Annotated in this window: 21 protein-coding genes and 1 other RNA gene; 11 read left to right on the forward strand and 11 right to left on the reverse strand. The window is 44.2% G+C overall.

Annotated features, from left to right (window positions below; translation table 11 throughout):
• Nucleotides 1-246 precede the first annotated feature (246 nt).
• A complete protein-coding gene (mscS, locus tag R7Q11_RS14430; protein WP_005384548.1) occupies nucleotides 247-1,113 on the forward strand; it encodes a small-conductance mechanosensitive channel MscS in 867 nt (288 codons plus the stop codon).
• A gap of 47 nt (nucleotides 1,114-1,160) precedes the next feature.
• On the opposite strand, the gene R7Q11_RS14435 is transcribed toward mscS, so the two are convergent.
• Together R7Q11_RS14435 and R7Q11_RS14440 are read right to left on the reverse strand one after the other, a co-directional pair.
• A complete protein-coding gene (locus R7Q11_RS14435) occupies nucleotides 1,161-1,643 on the reverse strand; it encodes a YbaK/EbsC family protein (RefSeq protein WP_047103188.1) in 483 nt (160 codons plus the stop codon).
• A 26-nt stretch (nucleotides 1,644-1,669) separates the two neighbouring features.
• Entirely contained in the window at nucleotides 1,670-2,299 is a 630-nt protein-coding gene (locus R7Q11_RS14440) for a LysE/ArgO family amino acid transporter (protein ID WP_225466542.1), read from the reverse strand.
• Nucleotides 2,300-2,446: 147 nt separating this feature from the next.
• On the opposite strand from R7Q11_RS14440, the gene R7Q11_RS14445 reads away from it, so the two are divergent.
• Both R7Q11_RS14445 and R7Q11_RS14450 read left to right on the forward strand, forming a co-directional pair.
• On the forward strand, nucleotides 2,447-3,343 hold the full coding sequence (locus tag R7Q11_RS14445) for a LysR family transcriptional regulator ArgP (protein WP_225466543.1): 897 nt from the start codon (nucleotides 2,447-2,449) through the stop codon (nucleotides 3,341-3,343).
• 208 nt (nucleotides 3,344-3,551) lie between these two features.
• Nucleotides 3,552-4,244 carry an oxidative stress defense protein gene (locus tag R7Q11_RS14450; protein ID WP_005384550.1) on the forward strand — a complete coding sequence of 231 codons (693 nt, stop codon included), beginning with the start codon at nucleotides 3,552-3,554 and terminating at the stop codon, nucleotides 4,242-4,244.
• Between the two features lie 71 nt (nucleotides 4,245-4,315).
• Here the strand turns inward: R7Q11_RS14450 and serA are convergent, their stop codons facing one another.
• From serA to R7Q11_RS14475, 5 genes are all read right to left on the reverse strand, one after another.
• Nucleotides 4,316-5,548, reverse strand: coding sequence for a phosphoglycerate dehydrogenase (serA, locus tag R7Q11_RS14455; RefSeq protein WP_005384551.1), 1,233 nt, complete (start codon nucleotides 5,546-5,548; stop codon nucleotides 4,316-4,318).
• A gap of 274 nt (nucleotides 5,549-5,822) precedes the next feature.
• Complete coding sequence (gene rpiA / locus R7Q11_RS14460; RefSeq protein ID WP_005380982.1) at nucleotides 5,823-6,479, reverse strand: ribose-5-phosphate isomerase RpiA; 657 nt, start codon at nucleotides 6,477-6,479, stop codon at nucleotides 5,823-5,825.
• Between the two features lie 53 nt (nucleotides 6,480-6,532).
• Nucleotides 6,533-7,132, reverse strand: a complete 600-nt coding sequence (locus R7Q11_RS14465; RefSeq protein WP_053350725.1) for a 5-formyltetrahydrofolate cyclo-ligase — start codon at nucleotides 7,130-7,132, stop codon at nucleotides 6,533-6,535.
• Nucleotides 7,133-7,137: 5 nt separating this feature from the next.
• Nucleotides 7,138-7,322: non-coding RNA, 6S RNA (gene ssrS / locus R7Q11_RS14470), on the reverse strand.
• A gap of 8 nt (nucleotides 7,323-7,330) precedes the next feature.
• Nucleotides 7,331-7,639: a cell division protein ZapA gene (locus tag R7Q11_RS14475; RefSeq protein WP_005384553.1), complete on the reverse strand. Its 309-nt coding sequence runs from the start codon at nucleotides 7,637-7,639 to the stop codon at nucleotides 7,331-7,333.
• Nucleotides 7,640-7,888: 249 nt separating this feature from the next.
• On the opposite strand from R7Q11_RS14475, the gene R7Q11_RS14480 reads away from it, so the two are divergent.
• The 3 genes from R7Q11_RS14480 to R7Q11_RS14490 are packed head-to-tail and all read left to right on the forward strand — an operon-like array spanning nucleotide 7,889 to nucleotide 10,909.
• A complete protein-coding gene (locus R7Q11_RS14480; protein WP_005380976.1) occupies nucleotides 7,889-8,467 on the forward strand; it encodes a YecA family protein in 579 nt (192 codons plus the stop codon).
• 23 nt (nucleotides 8,468-8,490) lie between these two features.
• Nucleotides 8,491-9,669 (forward strand): 2-octaprenyl-6-methoxyphenyl hydroxylase, encoded by a 1,179-nt coding sequence (gene ubiH, locus R7Q11_RS14485; protein ID WP_005380974.1) that lies wholly within the window; start codon nucleotides 8,491-8,493, stop codon nucleotides 9,667-9,669.
• Between the two features lie 31 nt (nucleotides 9,670-9,700).
• A complete protein-coding gene (locus tag R7Q11_RS14490; RefSeq protein ID WP_025768841.1) occupies nucleotides 9,701-10,909 on the forward strand; it encodes an FAD-dependent 2-octaprenylphenol hydroxylase in 1,209 nt (402 codons plus the stop codon).
• A 65-nt stretch (nucleotides 10,910-10,974) separates the two neighbouring features.
• On the opposite strand, the gene R7Q11_RS14495 is transcribed toward R7Q11_RS14490, so the two are convergent.
• The 3 genes from R7Q11_RS14495 to ygfZ all read right to left on the reverse strand — a co-directional run bounded on the left by R7Q11_RS14495 (nucleotide 10,975) and on the right by ygfZ (nucleotide 13,255).
• Nucleotides 10,975-11,181: a DUF1107 domain-containing protein gene (locus tag R7Q11_RS14495; protein ID WP_005380970.1), complete on the reverse strand. Its 207-nt coding sequence runs from the start codon at nucleotides 11,179-11,181 to the stop codon at nucleotides 10,975-10,977.
• Nucleotides 11,182-11,820: 639 nt separating this feature from the next.
• The gene (locus R7Q11_RS14500; RefSeq protein WP_053306796.1) at nucleotides 11,821-12,294 is read right to left on the reverse strand and encodes an aminoacyl-tRNA deacylase; all 474 of its coding nucleotides are present in this window, start codon (nucleotides 12,292-12,294) and stop codon (nucleotides 11,821-11,823) included.
• Entirely contained in the window at nucleotides 12,287-13,255 is a 969-nt protein-coding gene (gene ygfZ / locus R7Q11_RS14505; RefSeq protein WP_053306778.1) for a tRNA-modifying protein YgfZ, read from the reverse strand. The genes R7Q11_RS14500 and ygfZ overlap by 8 nt, the downstream gene beginning before the upstream one ends.
• Nucleotides 13,256-13,444: 189 nt before the next feature.
• Here ygfZ and R7Q11_RS14510 point away from each other — a divergent pair, with 189 nt between their 5' ends.
• Together R7Q11_RS14510 and R7Q11_RS14515 are read left to right on the forward strand one after the other, a co-directional pair.
• Nucleotides 13,445-13,705, forward strand: a complete 261-nt coding sequence (locus tag R7Q11_RS14510; protein ID WP_005380951.1) for a succinate dehydrogenase assembly factor 2 — start codon at nucleotides 13,445-13,447, stop codon at nucleotides 13,703-13,705.
• The gene (locus R7Q11_RS14515; RefSeq protein WP_224721353.1) at nucleotides 13,674-14,135 is read left to right on the forward strand and encodes a protein YgfX; all 462 of its coding nucleotides are present in this window, start codon (nucleotides 13,674-13,676) and stop codon (nucleotides 14,133-14,135) included. The genes R7Q11_RS14510 and R7Q11_RS14515 overlap by 32 nt, the downstream gene beginning before the upstream one ends.
• A gap of 22 nt (nucleotides 14,136-14,157) precedes the next feature.
• Here the strand turns inward: R7Q11_RS14515 and nadB are convergent, their stop codons facing one another.
• On the reverse strand, nucleotides 14,158-15,771 hold the full coding sequence (gene nadB, locus R7Q11_RS14520; RefSeq protein ID WP_005380947.1) for an L-aspartate oxidase: 1,614 nt from the start codon (nucleotides 15,769-15,771) through the stop codon (nucleotides 14,158-14,160).
• Between the two features lie 554 nt (nucleotides 15,772-16,325).
• On the opposite strand from nadB, the gene rpoE reads away from it, so the two are divergent.
• Genes rpoE through rseB form a run of 3 tightly spaced genes read left to right on the forward strand, consistent with a single transcriptional unit; the run spans nucleotide 16,326 to nucleotide 18,513 of the window.
• On the forward strand, nucleotides 16,326-16,904 hold the full coding sequence (gene rpoE / locus R7Q11_RS14525; protein ID WP_005380946.1) for an RNA polymerase sigma factor RpoE: 579 nt from the start codon (nucleotides 16,326-16,328) through the stop codon (nucleotides 16,902-16,904).
• A gap of 26 nt (nucleotides 16,905-16,930) precedes the next feature.
• Nucleotides 16,931-17,557 carry a sigma-E factor negative regulatory protein gene (locus R7Q11_RS14530; protein ID WP_005380944.1) on the forward strand — a complete coding sequence of 209 codons (627 nt, stop codon included), beginning with the start codon at nucleotides 16,931-16,933 and terminating at the stop codon, nucleotides 17,555-17,557.
• On the forward strand, nucleotides 17,554-18,513 hold the full coding sequence (gene rseB / locus R7Q11_RS14535; protein WP_005380941.1) for a sigma-E factor regulatory protein RseB: 960 nt from the start codon (nucleotides 17,554-17,556) through the stop codon (nucleotides 18,511-18,513). Before R7Q11_RS14530 ends, rseB begins: the two co-directional genes overlap by 4 nt.

Consider the following 18,513-nt stretch of genomic DNA (forward strand, 5'->3'; position numbering starts at 1 on the left):
CGAAATCAGAGTGCATTGCGTAACCTGTAACAAGTCAGTGTCAGAAAGCTCTGATAAAGTCTTGTTTTGCATATCTTTGCGAAACTCTGACTTTGAAAAAAGTCAGAGTTGGGATATTGTGCCAAAAATCTGACACTGTTCAGTGGAGCAATAGGGATGTTGTTTTAGAAAAGAGCCTTTAAAAAACAAGGTTCATAAATTAACGGCAATTGGATTTATATCTCTTTATTTTTGAGGATAAGAATTATGGCAGGTGAATCGGTGGGTATCGATACCACTTTAACGGATGGTCTAACTCAGGCTGAAACTTGGCTGACAAACAATTCAGATCTACTGGTTCAGTACGGTGTGAACATTATCTCTGCGGTGCTTATTCTGTTTATCGGTAATCTTATCGTTAAGGCAGTCGCTGGTAGTGTTTCTAAAGTACTAGAAAAGAAAAACATGGATAAGGCCGTCGTTGAATTTATTCACGGTCTTGTTCGTTACTTGCTATTTGTAATCGTGCTAATCGCGGCTCTTGGTCGATTAGGAGTTCAAACCGCTTCTGTTGTTGCTGTGATTGGTGCGGCAGGTCTTGCTGTTGGTCTTGCACTACAAGGTTCACTATCAAACTTTGCAGCAGGCGTACTTATTGTTGCGTTCCGTCCATTCAAATCAGGCGACTACGTAGAAATCGGTGGTGTAGCGGGTAGTGTTGAAGCAATTCAAATCTTCCAAACAGTTCTAAAAACACCAGACAACAAAATGGTTGTTGTGCCTAACTCTTCAGTTATCGGCGGTGCCATTACTAACTACTCTCGCCATGCGACACGACGTGTCGACCTAGTGATTGGTGTTTCATACAAAGCAGATCTTAAACTAACGAAGAAAGTGATTCGTGAGACGCTAGAGAAAGATCCACGTATCTTGAAAGACCCAGATATCACAATTGGTGTACTTACGTTAGCAGACTCTTCAGTTAACTTTGTGGTTCGTCCATGGGTGAAAACTGCAGATTACTGGGGCGTATACTTTGATGCAATGCAAGGTATTAAAGAAGCATTGGATGAAAATGGTATCGAGATTCCATTCCCACAAATGGATGTTCACCTGAACAAAGTCGACGCTTAATCAAAAGCAGTCGATATTCAAAAGCGAGGCCAATAGGCCTCGCTTTTTTATATTTCGTAAAGGGTGTGATGACCAGTAAGTAAGAGGCGTTTTAGATGTTTACCTGCAAATCCAAATGTGAACTCAGGTAAGCCAGGCGTATAGAGCAACTCTTGATGTTGATAGAGATTGGTATCAACAATGATAGTGATGTATTCCGGTAAGCCTATTGGGCAAACCGCGCCGGGTACGCAACCTAACACTTCGACCATTTCATCGTCATTACAAATAGAGGGACGTTTACCTGTAATCGCTTTAATCTGCTTGGCATCGAGGCGCGAGTCCTTATCTGTCAGATAAACCGCGTAACCTTGTCCTTTGAGTGTTAAAAAGAGGCTTTTGGTATGCGTACCCGTCCAACCAAGCTCTCTCGCAATGCGTATATCTGTCTCAAAGTCTAAGATGGCTTCGTGCTGCCATTCCCGAAAAGGAATAGAGAGCGCGTTGAATCGCTCTCTATTGTTGTTATAAATACGTTTTAGTGACTCCATGTCTTTGCTGCCTTACTACCTTATGATTACCAATACTTATCAATAAGCTCACTCGCTAAGATATACGCTATTGTGAACATCATCATTGCGATTGCAATGTCGATGGTTTTTTTCACTTTTGGTTTAGAGAGTGTTGGACCTAGTTTGGCGGCTCCTATCGATAAAGTGTAGAACCAAACAAAGGAAGCCATAATCGTACCTAGTGCAAAAGCAATGCGATCATGGCCTTCAAATTGTCCACCGATCGAACCTAGAATAACGACTGTATCTAAATATAAGTGCGGATTAAGCACAGTGACGGCTAACGCACCTAGAATAACCGTTCGACAACCTCGAGCTACGATCTCCCCTTTTGATTCCGATTCACTCTCTGGCTTAAAAGCACTTTTTAGTGAGAGCAGTCCATAGAAGCTCAAGAAAGCAATACCACCAAGTGTCACCGACGTCAGTAAGATTTCATTTTGAGACAGAATTGCACCACCACCAAAAATACCTAGAGAGATGAAAATCATATCTAGCACGCTACAAATAGTGGCGGTTGTTAGGTGGTGGTTACGCTTTATGCCTTGATTTAAAACATACGCATTTTGCGCCCCGATCGGAATGATCATTGATGCTCCTAAACCAAAACCTTGCAATAGAACCCACAAGCTCACACTTCACCTCACTTCAAAATAACAAATACATTTACAGAAAGGGGAAAGATAAAGCGTTTATCTAAATAAGTATAATTAATGATTTTAATCTTACATTAGATAGACTAATTTAACGGGAGGCGTTTGATCAAGAGTGAGAGGAAAGGTATGCGAGGGTTAGATTACAAATGGATTGAGGCATTAGACGCTATAGTTTATCAGGGTAGCTTTGAGCGTGCTGCCGAGCATTTATTTGTTTCTCAATCCGCCATTTCTCAACGTATCAAGCAGTTAGAGAAGTTTCTCGCGCAGCCTGTTTTAATTCGAAGCCAGCCACCTAAGCCAACGCTAATTGGTAAAAAATTGTTGGGTCTTTATCGGCGAGTACGCTTGCTAGAGCATGAAATTCTCCCCGAATTAAAAAATGATACCAGTACGCGACCTGTGCAACTCTCTTTAGCGACTAATGCAGATAGCCTTGCAACATGGCTACTGCCAGCGCTGCAAAATGTTATGAAGCAGCGTCAAGTTGAACTAAAACTGACTATCTATGGTGAATACCGCTCTATTGAAAAACTCAAAAGTGGCGAAGTGACAGGAGCGATCAGCTTGGAGTCCCAGCCAATCCCCGGATGCAGAGCAGACTATTTAGGTCGCATCGATTATGTTTGTGTCGCGAGCCCAGAGTTCTATCAGCGTTATTTTTCTAAAGGCGTAAATAATCAGACATTGGCAAAAGCACTGGCCGTTTCATATGACCAATATGATGATCTACATAAAACATTTCTTACCGAGCATTTTAACGTCAATCCTGACAGCGTTATTCATCACAACATCAGTAGTTCTGAAGCGTTTCTAAAAGTGGCGTTAGCTGGTGTTGCTTATTGCTTGATCCCCCGCTTGCAAATTACCGACGAATTAGACAGAGGTGTGTTGGTTGATGTGACTCCAGGTTTTTTAATGTCCCATCGGATTTATTGGCACCACTGGCAGTTAGAAACTGGGGTATTACAAGAAATCTCACACGCGATAGTGGGGTATGCGCAGCAGCATCTACCTCAATAAGTTTGTCAGAGCTGCATATCGTTAACTTAAGTGTGTTTTGTTTAAAAATTACGCCAATGTTACATAGTCAAAGTTGTGTTAGAAGTCACTATGGGTGCTTGGATAATCGGCGGAAGTTTCTATTATGAAACCACACGCTTTCTCAGCCATGATAGTGATGTTGGAATCTGAGATTAAGTACTTAATTTTGTATGGATGGATTTATTGAATGAAATTGTATTCATTTTTGCTGGCTTCAGCACTCAGCCTTACCAGTGCTTCAGTTTTGGCGAATACGCCAGAGTTTGCTCATGTTACGACAACGGGGTATGGCGAAGTGACGGCCACACCTGATATGGCTACGTTTTCTGTAAAAGTAGTCGATACGACAATGACGGCCGAACAAGCGAAATTGTCCGTAGATAAAACCGTTGAAGAGTTTCTAAAAAGCTTATCGGATGCCGGCTTATCAAAAGACAATATTACTAGCTCGAATTTATACCTTGCTCCTCAGTACCATTACCCTAAATCAGGAAAAGCAGAACTTGTTGGGTATCGAGCATCTCGCAGTATTGATGTCACGGTGACGGATCTGAAAAACCTTAACCAATACCTAGATATGGCGTTAGAAGCGGGAATTAATCAGGTTGATAATATTCAACTTAAGGTAAGCAACCAAGCCGAGTATCAGCAAAAGGCACGAATGGCTGCGATTAAGGACGCAAGAGAAAAAGCAGGGTCATTAGCGACTGGTTTTGAGAAAAAGTTGGGCGATGTATGGCAGATCAATTACAGACAGATGCACGTTCAGCCTGTGTTAATGCGTTCAATGGCGATGGATAGTAAAGAAGGAGCGAATAGCTACCAAGATTCAACCATGATCATTCGCGATCAAGTCGATGTCATTTATAAGCTAAAGTAAGGCTTAGCAAACAGTAAAAAGCAAAAGGCAGGGAGTTACAACCCCTGCCTTTGTCATTTCTATTTCACAGTTTAATGCAGGATACGAGCACGGATTGTGCCTTCAATGTTTTTGAGCTTTGTTAGAGCTTCTTCTGAGCGTTCAGTTTCAACGTCGATCACTACGTAGCCTATTTCAGCGGCTGTTTGTAGGTACTGCGCGGCAATGTTAATGCCTTCTTCAGCAAAGATGGTGTTGATCTGAGTTAGGATACCAGGACGGTTCTTGTGGATATGAAGCAGACGAGAGCACTCACCACTGTGTTCTGGTAATGACACTTCAGGGAAGTTTACGCTTGAAAGTGTCGATCCGTTATCAGAGTACTTAGCCAGTTTACCCGCCACTTCTAAGCCGATATTTTCTTGTGCTTCTTGTGTTGAACCACCAACGTGTGGAGTGAGGATGACGTTATCGAATTTTTGTAAAGGAGACTCGAACGGGTCAGCATTCGTTTTTGGTTCAGTTGGGAATACATCAATTGCAGCGCCGGCAAGGTGACCAGCTTCTAAGCTATGGCAAAGTGCAGGAATATCCACAACGGTGCCACGTGCCGCGTTGATAAAGATGGAACCTGGTTTCATTCGAGCAAATTCAGCTTCACCCATCATGTTTTTCGTTTCCGGTGTTTCGGGAACGTGCAAAGAAATCACATCACATTTGTTCAATAGTTCACTCATGGTATGTACTTGCGTCGCATTACCAAGGGACAGTTTGTTCTCAATATCGTAGTAGTAAACGCGCATACCTAAGTTTTCGGCAATAATACCAAGCTGAGTACCAATGTGACCGTATCCGATAATGCCAAGGCACTTACCACGAGCTTCGTAAGAGTTGTCTGCACTTTTCTTCCAAATACCGCGATGTGCAAGTGCATTCTTTTCAGGAATACCACGCACTAGTAAAAGGATTTGCCCAAGTACAAGCTCTGCCACGCTTCGAGTGTTAGAGAATGGTGCATTAAAGACAGGAATACCGCGTTTTGCTGCTGCGTCTAGGTTTACTTGGTTAGTACCAATACAAAAACAGCCAATTGCAACCAGCTTGTTCGCCGCATTTATTACCTCTTCGGATAGGTTCGTACGGGAGCGGATACCAATGAAGTGTACGTCTTTTACCGCTTCAATTAGTTCTTCTTCCGGAAGGGAACCTTTATGGTATTCAATGTTGGTATAACCAGCTGCTTGAAGAACTTCAACTGAAGAAGGGTGGAGTCCCTCTAACAAGAGGATCTTAATCTTTTCTTTTTCCAGTGAAACTTTGGCCATTTTTTCTCGTCCTTAAAATGGAAAGGTGGGCTAATGTGGCGCACATTGGGCAAAACTATTAAAAAGGGGATAATTAACAGTTTTGTAGGAAGACAAACGTTTCCCTGTGCGTCTTCTGTTCAATAAAGTAACAAAAAAAAATTGCTTTGGGTAAGAAAATTACGGAATAAGAGATAATTTTCTTATAGAAAGGAATAAAAAACGGTGCCTTTCAGCACCGTATGTAATGAAATAACAGAAAAGTGAACCAGATAGGTTCATTTTGGGCTGTTATTTACTCTTCAATTTTTGCACCTTCTGGTGTGCCAGTGATCACTACGTCTGCACCACGATGAGCGAAAAGACCCACAGTCACCACACCAGCGATGCCGTTTATTTTGTCTTCCATTTCTTTCGGGTTGGTAATTTGCATATTGTGCACATCCAGAATCACGTTGCCGTTGTCAGTCACAACGCCTTCACGGTAAGCTGGATCACCACCTAGTTTTACCAATTCACGAGCCACGTAAGAGCGTGCCATTGGGATTACTTCAACAGGCAATGGGAACTGGCCAAGTACGTCAACTGCTTTAGTGCCGTCAACGATACATACGAACTTATCAGAGATTGCTGCGACAATTTTCTCACGAGTCAGAGCCGCGCCGCCGCCTTTGATCATTTCACGTGCTGGGTTGATCTCATCTGCGCCATCAACATACACATCCAGCTTCATTACATCGTTACACTCGTATACTTCAATACCAAGCTCTTTAAGGCGCTCAGTTGAAGCGACAGAGCTAGACACTGCACCTTTAATATCATCTTTGATAGTGCCTAGTGCATCGATGAAGTGATTCACGGTAGAGCCAGTACCAACACCGACAATGCTGCCTTTCTCAACATATTTTAGTGCTGCCCAACCAGCCGCTTTTTTCATTTCATCTTGAGTCATGCCAATCTCCTGAATAGATGTTCGTTAACGTTTGCGGGCGTGATTATAGCGGCTTACTTGTCACTTTCCCATTGCCATATTTGGCTTGGGGTCACGATCTTAGGTAATGGAATATCCCAGCTTTCAATTGGTAAGCGTTCTACATGTTGGCAGTCATGAGCGATACCGACAGGTTTAGCACCCTCTCCAGTTATAAACCAACGTGACAGAGTACGATCGTAGTACCCTCCGCCCATGCCTAAGCGGTGTCCGATACTGTCGAACCCAACTAAAGGCGTGCAGATTAAATCAAGCTGGCGAACGGGTTTGAGGTGTCTGATATCGAGCTTGGGCTCTAAGATGCCGTACTTGTTGTAGATGAGCTGTTCATCACTTATATACTGAAGAAACAGTAACTGACCTTTAGAAAAGGGATGGATGACGGGCAGATAAACCGATTTTCCCTGTTGCCATAACCATTCAATGAGCGGTTTAGTATCAAGCTCACCGTCTGCAGAAAGGTAGATGGCAATATGTTGCGCCTGATCGATTTCAGGAAGTTGGGAAAATTGAGTAATAAGGTCGATTCCCGCTTGGTATTGCGTATCACTGCACAGAGCGTTGCGCTTTTCACGAATCAGTTTGCGGAAGTCTTGTCGAGAGAGGTCTGACATAGAGAGAATACCCCAGGGTGCCGTTGAGGATTGTGGCCCTTGAACCAGCTGGTTCAAGGCGGATCAGCAATGACAACCGTAGGCTTCTCGGTGCATGCCGAGCTTGCTCAATAGTTACCAAATACTAACCCTTAGGTATTGCTTATCGGCTCAGGGACTTAAATCCTGCTGACGCACACCCCAGGGTAAATTTTGTATTTACTGCTGTCCTTGCGTAACTTTGCTTAGTGCGTTCTCTAAAGACGCGGTGAGCTTTTCCATTCGCTCAGTAATTTCTTGCTGTTGACCATTGGATTCGTATGACTTGGTGTGCAACTCATAGCAAATATTCAATGCAGCAAAGGTCAGCAGTTGGATTTCATTGGTTACCTTAGTACGTTCGCTCATTTCTTTCAATCGGCGATCAAGATCTTTTGCCGCTGCAACAAGAGACTCTTCTTGTCCTGTCGGACAATTCACTCGTGTAAGTTTGCCTAATATTTCAACGTCGATCGCTTGATTGCTCATGATGAATAAACTCTATATTCGCGCTATCTAAGGTGTTGCTTCATACAACTACCGAGGAGCAAACTATAGGAAAACCGCTATTAAGATTCAAGCATTTCCCATCACAGAAAGAGAAATGATGACGAGATCACACAGGAATTGGGCAAATTGAACAAATGCTGTCCAAAATTGAATTTGATAGCCGTTTCAGACCACTAACCTTGATGGTAGGATATACCAATACATTATTACGCAAGAATGAGCCAAGTTATGAGTGAAATCACCCTTCCTGAATACCAATCTATTGCTGCTGAACTGCAATCGGCAAGCCTGGCTGTGACACCGGCGGAGTTACATGGCTTATTTGTTGGCATGTTAAGTGGTGGATTGGCGATCAATGATCAAACTTGGCAGCCGATTCTTTTTGACTACACCAATGATGGGATGGGGTGGCCCTCGACAGCACTCACTTTTGCTCAGAGCATATTCAACGTTACTGTTAATGAGCTTACTGGCACATCAATGGAGCTGTCTTTACTATTGCCAGATGAGCCGGGCGAAGAAGGCTTATTCGCATTAGCCGACAGTGTGTCCGACTTTGTAAACCACTTTATTTCTGGGCTAGGTCTAGCAGGCGTTGCGCTTAACAAAGCATCTGATGACGCTAAAGAAGCACTGGCTGATCTAGAAGAGATTGCCAAATTAGGCATTGATGAAGATGACGATCTTGGTGAACAAGCGCAATTGCTAGAGCAAGTGATTGAGCACATCAAAGCTTGCGTACTAACGATTCATGCTGAATTTGGTGTTCGTCCTGAAAGCAGCGACAAAAAACCTACTATTCACTAATCGTAGACCGTCCAGAGGTTAGTATGAAGCAATATGATGTAGTCATTGCTGGTGGTGCCATGGCTGGTGCAACGTTAGCATTGGCGATTGACCATTTGTCTCAGGGAAAGCTCCGCATTGCCGTCGTTGAGCCTTTTAAAGCACAATCAGATATGCACCCTGGTTTTGACTCTCGCTCAATCGCATTGTCTTACGGTACTGTCAATCTGTTGCGTCAACTACAGCTCTGGACGTCAGTAGAACCGTTTGTCACACCCATTGAACATATCCACGTTTCTGACCGTTCTCATGCTGGGATGACGGAGATTACCAAGCAAGAGGTTGGGGTTGAAGCTCTAGGGTATGTTGTAGAATTAGCCGATGTTGGGCGTGTATATCAAGAATTATTAGACAGCAGCGAATCAATTACGCTGTTTTGTCCTGACTCCGTTACCGATATCGAGCGCGAGCAAAACTGTACCCATGTGACGTTGAAAAGTGGTGAGCAACTTGAAGCAAAACTGCTGGTGGCTGCAGATGGTGCTGTTTCGACCTGTTGTCAGAAAATTGGTCTAGAACTTTCTGAGCAAGATTTTGAACAAGTGGCTGTCATTGCCAATATTGTGACTCAAGAACCTCATCAAGGTAGAGCCTTTGAACGTTTTACTGAAAATGGCCCTGTTGCTTTATTGCCAATGAGTGACAATCGAATGTCCTTAGTTTGGTGTTTGCACCCTGAAGAAGCCCAAGCCGTTCTTGAGTTATCTGATCAAGCATTTCTCCAGCGTTTACAGAACGATTTTGGTTGGCGTTTAGGCGCGATGAAAAAAGTGGGGCGCCGTGCAAGTTACCCATTGCTTCTTCGCCATCGAAAGCAAAATATTTCACATCGCTTTGCGATTGTTGGAAATGCGGCGCAAACGCTGCACCCGATAGCTGGACAAGGCTTTAATCTCGGTATTCGCGATGTAGTCTCACTAGCAGAAGAAATTGTGCAGCAAAGTGAGGATGTGGGTCTTTATCAAGGCCTGATGCGCTTTAGTCAACGTAGAGAAGCAGATCGAAGCGAAACTATTTGGCTAACCAGTGCCTTGGTGCATGTTTTTTCAAATGATTTACCCGCGATGCGAATTGGCCGAAATACTGCCTTAGCAGCGATGGATAACCTTTCTATTTTTAAGCAGCCGCTACTACGCCATACTCTTGGCTTGGTAAAACGATGAACGGCCGCACTGAATTAGGTAATAAAAAGCAATGATGCAAAGTGTAGATATCGCCATCATCGGCGGAGGGATGGTTGGGTTGGCACTTGCTGCCGCGTTTAAAGACAGTGATCTGCGTGTCGCCATTATTGAAGGTAAAGTGCCAGATGATTCGTTGAAAGAATTACCCGATGTTCGTGTGTCTGCGTTGAGCCGCTCTAGTGAGACGATTTTGCGTAAACTTGGTGCTTGGCAGGGCATAGAACAGCGCCGAGCTTCGCCTTACCATGGCATGGAAGTATGGGAACAAGATAGCTTTGCCAGCATTGAATTTAATGCACAAAGTATGGCACAACCTGATTTAGGGCATATTGTTGAGAATCGTGTGATTCAACTTGCACTGCTTGAACAAGTCCAAAAGCTCGATAACGTCACTATGTTTATGCCTGCACGTTGCGCGACTCTCGCGGTCGGTGAGCAAGAAAGCTGGCTGACGCTCGATAATGGCCAAGCCATGACCGCTAAATTAGTGGTCGGAGCCGATGGGGCGAATTCGTGGCTTCGCCATCAAATGGATATTCCATTAACGCATTGGGACTATGGTCATCATGCTTTGGTCGCGAATGTCAAAACTGCCATGCCACACAACAGCATTGCGCGCCAGATATTTACTCCTCACGGACCGTTGGCATTTTTGCCAATGTCGCAACCAGATATGTGCTCTATTGTTTGGTCCACGGAGCCAAATCGAGCAGAGCAGTTAGTGGCAATGAGTGAACATGATTTCAATAAAGCGTTGACGAGTGAGTTTGATGCTCGACTTGGTCTATGTGAAGTAGTGGGAGAGCGTGCTGCGTTTCCTTTGAAAATGCGCTATGCGCGAGATTTTGTTGTCGAGCGAGTCGCGCTGGTTGGTGATGCAGCTCATACCATTCATCCATTAGCGGGGCAGGGTGTGAATTTAGGTTTATTAGATGCGGCCAGTCTTGCTCAAGAGGTGTTAGCACTTTGGAAGCAGGGACAAGATATCGGTAGTAAACGCAACCTAAGAAGCTACGAGCGTTGGCGAAAAGCGGAAGCGGCAAAGATGATCGCTACTATGCAAGGGTTTCGAGATTTGTTCTCTGGCGAGAACCCAGCTAAGAAGCTCGTTCGTGGCATTGGCTTAAGTTTAGCGGGGCAACTGCCGGGAGCGAAAGATGAGATCATGAAGCGCGCGCTTGGTTTAAAGGGACACTTGCCGGATCTGGCGCGTCAGTAAGTGCAAAGCGAACTTCAAATACACAAAAGGCTGGTTAATCCAGCCTTTGTTTTATCAACATTTTGCTAAGCATATGCGCATCGGAGTTTCATTATTTCTTGATTGATCTCTTTGACCGCTCGGAAATGGCGTTGCTCTGCTTTCTCCGGCAGTATTAACTTACCGTTATCAAACTCGAATCTACCGACCCCGTAAATATAAATTCTTCCTTTAAAAAGACGACTTATATGTTTAGCAATCATACTTGGTGTATAGCGCTTAAACAGTCTCATATTTACTTTCCTTTTATCTAACCTAGCCTAGGTATTCTACGTTCTGGACGCGAAAATTATTGTGACAGCAATAGTATTAAATACAGATGTAGGGTGTTGCGTCAGAGAATTGTGTTGTCTTAGACAATTTGACAGAGTCATCTCTTAAATAGCGTGAGGATTACCCCAAAAGTAACCTCTCTAGAGGAACCCTTACGCCAATACACTCCTTTTTACGTGACGCATTAAGCAATAGTTTTGTTACAGAATTAAGAATAGAACGAAAACGGTTGTTTGCTAGTTGTTTCTATTAAGGTCGTGCTCCGCGTAACACACTTTACGTTCTAACGATTAGAGGAAATGAAAGAGAAAAAGTTCCACGTAAAAAAAAGCCCGCTTCAGCGGGCGAATAGTCACAGATGCATTACACAAAAGTGGATAACTAACTGCATGAATGCTGTCACTCAGCTAGCTGACTCACTTTATATTGGTTAAGTGCTTGTTTGAAACTTAACCAACAAATTCAGCATATACGAGTTTTATCTTTGTGACTATTTATGTTTTATATGTGATTAAAAATTCTCATGTCTATTTTTGTAGATATGAGCGAGATCACGCAGTGATAGAAACACTACGTGTCATTACATTGTTTTTAGACGATTAACGACAGATCTCAGCTACGGTCGGCTGGCACAATTGGATAAGATCTTGAATAGAAAGCGCCAGCCCAGCCATTCGATCGCCACTGCTGATCGTGACTTCCTGTTCTTCTAGTAAGCTGGGGTCGAACACGATTGGCATATGACGTTTGAGTAACAGAGGAGTGACAGTACCAACTTTGTAACCAGTGATGGACTCAACATCGGCTTGATCAACACAAGTCATCCGGCGACATTTCAGTAACGAGCGCACTTTTTTGGGATCAACGCTACGATCACCTGGTGCACAGGCGAGTGCATATTGATTACCCATGTCTCGTAGCAAGATTGCTTTCACCATTTGAGAAGGGCGAATGCCGCGTTGGTGCGCGGCATCCTCAATGGTGGTTGCTGGTCTTTGATGCGGTAACAGACGAAACGGAATGTGTTGGTCTGTGAGAAATTGCATCAAAGGAGTATTGATTGTATTACTCATCATCAAGACTGTAAGGCAGTGATTCGATTGTCCATTCACATTCTGGTTGCGCAACTAAACGAAGACGAGTGTCTTCATCGAGATTATTAGGCAGTACGATCAGGCCAATCGCGTGATTGTCACTGAACTGGTAGTGATTTAATAAAGCACCTACTGAACGCCAGTTTTCACCTACGCTGCGTTCGAGCTCAATTGGTTCGTCACTGAATGGAGCAGAAGTTGCACCTTTTACGATATACATCGCACGTTTATTGGTACCGCGATACTTCGCTCGTGCTACCGTTTCTTGTCCCGTGTAGCAGCCCTTTGTGAAGCTTATGCCTCCTAAAGCTTGCACGTTAAGTGCTTGTGGAATGTGAGCATTCTGCGCGGATGCAGAGACAAATGGTAGACCTGCCTCAATATCGAAACGATTCCAAAGCTCATTTGTCGTAAAGACAGCGTCGGTAGTTTCAACGATTTGCTGTGCTTCTGGCGCACTTAATATCAGTAACCAGCGATCTCGTGCAACTTGCACTGCTGTGCCACCGTCAACTGGGCGAACGCTGCCAGTTGTCTTGCTCATTGTTGAAATGAATTCGTCGGCTTTGACGCCAGCAACACCTAAGATAACGTCATCAGAAGCTTCAATCGTTACTTTAGAGAAAATGGCGTATTTCTTTATTTCATTAAGTTCTACGTCAATCGCCGATTTTGGTTGGATCATGCCGTAGCCATCATGATGATGGAAAAGGCGGAACACGCTCCACACTTTGCCTTTTGCATCACAATGTGCGCCCAGTGTTGATTGGTCTTGTTCTAAAGAAACAACATCGCAGGTAACCTGACCTTGTAAGTATGATTTTTTATCGTCACCGATCATGGTGATCATGCCGAAGTTATCCAGCAGTGAGATAGATAACTCTGGAAGTGCGTCTTGAGTTGAGAGAGGTAATGCTGAAAAACGAGTTTGCCATTCCATAATTACAATGCCTTTTGAAGATATTTTTCCGCTATGTTATACCCAAATAACCTTGAGATACTAGGGGAGCGATTTACGAATCAACATTTGTCTGCTTTCACTATCGTATTGTGACCCGCACACTAGTGACGTAGCACATCCCTTGTTACACTCCGCACTAACAACAAGACATCTATGAAGGAATAGTGAATGTACACTCCGGAAGAAAAAGCGCGTATTAAATGGGCTTGTCGTCGAGGCATGCTTGAGCTTGACGTAGTAATTATGCCGTTTTTTGAAGAGTGCTTTGATACTCTGAGTGAACAAGAGCAGCGTGACTTTGTTTCTTTACTTGAATGCGATGATCCTGATCTGTTTACTTGGGTAATGGGGCATGGCCGTAGCGAAAATTTAGGTCATGCAGCAATGGTTGATAAAATTGTCGCCCATAACCTCAGCAAAGTTCGTTAATTTTACTGCTTCTCCCTCTCTGACTGCCCGAGTCCTCAATGTTGTACTTTTCTTATTGATGACTTGGGCTGTTATCCTCTCTAGCATTCCGCTCGTATTATCGACTTATTTGTTATTACTGATTGTTAAGGCTCTCTCAAGCCAAGGCCTTGTTCAACCTACAAGTCATGGGCATTGGTATGTGCACTGCGATGGCTCGGTTAGGTTTGATGCCCTTGAGTATGGCGAATACTCGGAAGATATTGAGTCCGAAAAGGGTCATTTACAGCGAGTCGATACATCGGCATCACCATTCAAGATAACATTCCAATTGCAATCTGGCCGTAGTGTTACGATTTGGCGTGATAGCTGTGACGATGAGCAGTATCGTCAACTATCTTTGGTATTACGCCAATGGGAAATGAAACAGGGAGCTAATGCTCCCTGCTGATGTAATAGTTTAATTGGTAAAGTTAAAGCTGTTTAGCTGGAACCAAAATCGTTGGTCCGCTGTTTTCCAGTTGGTTCGGATAGTCAAGCGTGTAGTGCAAACCTCGACTCTCTTTACGCTGCATCGCACAACGAACCATCAACTCTGCTACTTGTAAAAGGTTACGCAGTTCTAATAAGTTGTTCGACACTCGGAAATTGCTGTAGTACTCGTGTGTTTCTTGTTGCAACAGTTGGATACGGCGTAAGGCGCGCTCTAAACGCTTGTCAGTTCGCACAATGCCCATGTAGTCCCACATAAACAGACGAAGCTCGTGCCAGTTGTGCTGAATGATCACTTCTTCATCACTATTGGTTACTTTACTTTCATCCCAACATGGCACCTGTGAGGGTAGCTCAACGTTAGTGTGATGTTTTAGAATATCTTTTGCCGCAGACCAAGCATAAACCACGCATTCGAGAAGTGAGTTTGATGCCATGCGGTTAGCACCGTGCAGCCCGGTGTAGCTAACTTCACCAATCGCATACAAATTTTTCAGATCGGTGCAGCCATTTCTATCCACCATGACACCGCCACAAGTGTAGTGTGCAGCAGGTACGATTGGGATTGGCTCTTTAGTCATGTCGATGCCCAAATCCATCAAACGTGAATAAATGGTTGGGAAGTGTTTCGTAATAAAGTCAGCAGGCTTATGACTGATGTCGAGATACATACAGTCGGCGCCTAAACGCTTCATTTCGAAGTCGATAGCACGAGCCACGACGTCACGCGGAGCAAGCTCTTTACGTTCATCGAAATCTGGCATAAAGCGAGAACCATCTGGACGACGCAGGTAAGCACCTTCGCCACGTAACGCTTCAGTTAGCAAGAAGTTACGTGCTTCTGGGTGATATAAACACGTCGGATGGAACTGGTTAAATTCCATATTAGCCACACGACACCCTGCACGCCAAGCAATCGCAATACCATCACCAGACGACACATCTGGGTTAGAGGTGTATTGATAAACCTTTGAAGCACCACCTGTAGCGAGAACCACAAATTTGGCTCGCACGGTTTCGACATGCTCTTCGTTGCGGTTCCAAATATAAGCACCGATAACTTTGTTTTTATCACCGCCAATTTTGTCTTCGGTGATTAAGTCCAGAGCATTGTGACGTTCGAGAACATGAATGTTTGGATGGTTATGAGCGTTATCTTGCAGGGAGGTTTGCATCGCCATACCTGTCGCATCTGCCGCGTGAAGAATACGACGACGGCTATGACCACCTTCACGAGTTAAGTGGTAGCGAGGTTCATCGTCAGAGTCATCTTCTTCACGATCAAATGGGACACCACCGTCAATCAACCACTGTACACACTCTTTTGAATGCTCAGCAATGAACCTTACGGTCTCCTCATCGCAAATACCATCCCCGGCGATTTGCGTGTCTTCAACGTGTGAATCAATGGTGTCTGACTCATCAAATACGGCAGCGATACCGCCTTGAGCATAGTATGTCGCCCCTTCGCTGCGTGGTCCTTTACTCAGCACCATCACCTTACAGTGGTTAGCAACGCGCAAAGCCAACGACAAACCTGCCGCGCCACTCCCTACCACTAATACATCACACTCATGTTCACGATTTGTGTTCATATAACTTTTATAATCCCAAGCTAAGGTAACAAAGTTACCTTGTGTATTATTTGCACACCATGTGCATTCCATTATCGCGACATCTGTCGCTAAGGGCTAAGTTGGGAGACCTATCGACGTCCGTGTTACGGCGGTGACTGAGCCACTCTTCTTTTTCATGCAGAGCATGAGCATGCTTCCTAAGTTATAATTTGTAACGCGGTGTTCAGATAGCCATTAGCCATGCAAATGAAAAGTAATAGTTTGTCAATGCCATTGCTTTTCCATGCTCGACCCAGCACAATCTGGGACAGAGATCATTCATTATACCCATTTCCCTCCAAGATGCTCGCTTGTCAAACTTAGACTAAAGTCAGGCAGCGGTGGTCATTTGGGTACAGACATCACACTGTGAAAAAACAATGACAAAAAACTTGAGAAACCATGGAACTTTCTCATTCACGTTAGGGTCACAATAGTGCTCAAGTAAGCAGTGGTGTCAATACTACGTTTTGCATAATTAGTACCCATATCTGAGAAGAGTAGGGGCATAACAAATAGGAGTATCCGCTCGAATGAACGAGCAGCTGACCGATCAAGTATTGATTGAGCGAGTTCAGAATGGCGATAAGCAAGCATTCAACCTGTTGGTAACAAAGTACCAGAATAAGGTATGTAATCTTATTTCCAGATACGTTAGTAATCCTGGCGATGTACCAGATGTAGCACAAGAAGCGTTTATTAAAGCTTACCGAGCTATCCCTAGCTTTCGTGGGGAAAGTGCGTTTTATACGTGGCTGTATCGCATTGCAGTGAATACTGCGAAAAATCACATTGTTGCTCAAGGGCGTAGACCTCCAGCGACAGATGTCGATGCTGAAGATGCTGAATTTTACGAAACAGGTAGTGCACTTAAAGAAATATCGAACCCTGAGAACTTAACGTTGTCCAAAGAATTGCAACGGGTGGTGTTCAGTGCAATCGAAGCTTTACCTGAAGATTTAAAAACCGCAATGACATTACGAGAGCTCGATGGCTTGAGTTATGAAGAAATTGCAGAAGTGATGGATTGCCCGGTAGGAACGGTACGATCGCGTATCTTCCGTGCTCGTGAGGCGGTGGAAAAGAAAATCAGACCTCTTTTGCAACGCTAGTACAAGTAATAACTATGGTGAAAATAATGGCTGACAAAGAAAAACTTTCAGCTCTCATGGATGGAGAATTGGTCGATAAGGCTTTAATTCAAGAGTTAGAGCAAGACCAAGAGAGCCGTGATGCTTGGCAGAACTATCACCTGATTGGTGATGTGATGCGAGGCGAAGCGCCAGCAAAACCTGAGTGGAATATTGCTGAAAGCGTGGCGTTAGCGTTAGAAGATGAACCTGCACACCGTGCGTTTGATTCGCACAGTGCAAATGTTATCTCAATTGCGGATACGCCAAAAGAGTCGCAACCAGAACCGCAAAAAGCAAAACGTCAGTTGCCAGGTTGGTTGACGCAGTTTGGTCAAGTTGCTGTTGCTGCATGTGTATCGCTTGTTGTTATTTTAGGTGTACAGCAGTACGGTGGTAGCGATTCAATGTCGCCGCAAACAGATCAATTACCTGTATTGCAGACGGTTCCGTTTGCTGGCAGCGCAGAACCAGTGAGTTTGACTCGTGAGTCTGTAGAACGTTCTGTAGGCGAGGCAAATATGCAAGAGCAGCGCAAGCGTGTTCATGCTATGCTGCGAGACTACGAATTGCAGTTACGAATTAACAGTGATGCATCTCAACAAGATGCAAATCTGAATCCGGATATTGAATGAAAAAATTTCTGATCAGCGCTTGCGCTCTGTTCAGTATGATGTCTTCTCAAGCCTTTGCTGGTGACAAGCCAGCGGAGGCTTTATTGCATCAAATGAGCGAGGCGAGTAAGAATTTAAGTTACGAACTCTCTTATATCCTTATCAAAAAGAACAGCATTGAGCCGTTGCTGTATCGTCATGCCACGCATGGTGACGATCAATATGCTCATCTTGTCTACTTAAGTGGCCCTGTGCGTGAAGTGATTCGTCGCGGAACTGAAGTAAGTTATATCGAAACGGGTTTAGAACCGTTCACCATCGAGTCAGGTAAAATGGTCGCTCCGACTATGCCTATGCTCAACACCAATATCGATGAGCTAAACTTGTATTACGACTATGTAAAAGTGGGTAGAGCTCGTGAAGCTGGTGTGGCAACACAAGTGCTGCGTATTGTTCCTAAAGACGGTCTGCGCTATTCATACGTACTATGGATCGATGAAAAGAGTAAATTGCCGTTGCGTGCCGACCTTGTGGACCGCGATGGTGAAATGCTTGAACAATATCGCACTATTTCTTACACGGTAAACCCAAAAATCGCAGAGTTAATGAGTGGCCTGCAAGATGTTCAATTACCTGCTGTTCTCACCATGCCAAAAGGCGATATTGGGACAAGTAATTGGCAGGTTGGTTGGATCCCTGAGGGTTTCGAGCCGAACGAGCTCAACCGCTATCGTATGGCCGTTACTAACCAAATGGTGGAGAGCCAGCTGTATTCTGATGGTCTGTTTAGCTTCTCTGTTTACGTAGCAAACAAAGATGAGCATTCGTTAAAAGGGCAGTTGGTTCGCCAAGGCAGAAGAACGCTACACAGTTTTGTGAGCGGTCAACATGAAATCTCTGTTGTAGGAGACATTCCACCGACCACAGCACAGCGTATCGCCCAATCTGTCACATTTAATGTAACAAAGAGTAAATAA

Source organism: Vibrio sp. 970, from assembly GCF_033339075.1.

Bases quoted from the DNA above. Each gene is read 5' to 3' on its own strand.
- mscS (WP_005384548.1), top strand. From the start codon at position 247: ATGGCAGGTGAATCGGTGGGTATCGATACCACTTTAACGGATGGTCTA.
- R7Q11_RS14435 (WP_047103188.1), bottom strand. From the start codon at position 1,643: ATGGAGTCACTAAAACGTATTTATAACAACAATAGAGAGCGATTCAAC.
- R7Q11_RS14445 (WP_225466543.1), top strand. From the start codon at position 2,447: ATGCGAGGGTTAGATTACAAATGGATTGAGGCATTAGACGCTATAGTT.
- R7Q11_RS14450 (WP_005384550.1), top strand. From the start codon at position 3,552: ATGAAATTGTATTCATTTTTGCTGGCTTCAGCACTCAGCCTTACCAGT.
- serA (WP_005384551.1), bottom strand. From the start codon at position 5,548: ATGGCCAAAGTTTCACTGGAAAAAGAAAAGATTAAGATCCTCTTGTTA.
- rpiA (WP_005380982.1), bottom strand. From the start codon at position 6,479: ATGACTCAAGATGAAATGAAAAAAGCGGCTGGTTGGGCAGCACTAAAA.
- R7Q11_RS14465 (WP_053350725.1), bottom strand. From the start codon at position 7,132: ATGTCAGACCTCTCTCGACAAGACTTCCGCAAACTGATTCGTGAAAAG.
- R7Q11_RS14475 (WP_005384553.1), bottom strand. From the start codon at position 7,639: ATGAGCAATCAAGCGATCGACGTTGAAATATTAGGCAAACTTACACGA.
- R7Q11_RS14480 (WP_005380976.1), top strand. From the start codon at position 7,889: ATGAGTGAAATCACCCTTCCTGAATACCAATCTATTGCTGCTGAACTG.
- ubiH (WP_005380974.1), top strand. From the start codon at position 8,491: ATGAAGCAATATGATGTAGTCATTGCTGGTGGTGCCATGGCTGGTGCA.
- R7Q11_RS14490 (WP_025768841.1), top strand. From the start codon at position 9,701: ATGATGCAAAGTGTAGATATCGCCATCATCGGCGGAGGGATGGTTGGG.
- R7Q11_RS14495 (WP_005380970.1), bottom strand. From the start codon at position 11,181: ATGAGACTGTTTAAGCGCTATACACCAAGTATGATTGCTAAACATATA.
- R7Q11_RS14500 (WP_053306796.1), bottom strand. From the start codon at position 12,294: ATGAGTAATACAATCAATACTCCTTTGATGCAATTTCTCACAGACCAA.
- ygfZ (WP_053306778.1), bottom strand. From the start codon at position 13,255: ATGGAATGGCAAACTCGTTTTTCAGCATTACCTCTCTCAACTCAAGAC.
- R7Q11_RS14510 (WP_005380951.1), top strand. From the start codon at position 13,445: ATGTACACTCCGGAAGAAAAAGCGCGTATTAAATGGGCTTGTCGTCGA.
- nadB (WP_005380947.1), bottom strand. From the start codon at position 15,771: ATGAACACAAATCGTGAACATGAGTGTGATGTATTAGTGGTAGGGAGT.
- rpoE (WP_005380946.1), top strand. From the start codon at position 16,326: ATGAACGAGCAGCTGACCGATCAAGTATTGATTGAGCGAGTTCAGAAT.
- R7Q11_RS14530 (WP_005380944.1), top strand. From the start codon at position 16,931: ATGGCTGACAAAGAAAAACTTTCAGCTCTCATGGATGGAGAATTGGTC.
- rseB (WP_005380941.1), top strand. From the start codon at position 17,554: ATGAAAAAATTTCTGATCAGCGCTTGCGCTCTGTTCAGTATGATGTCT.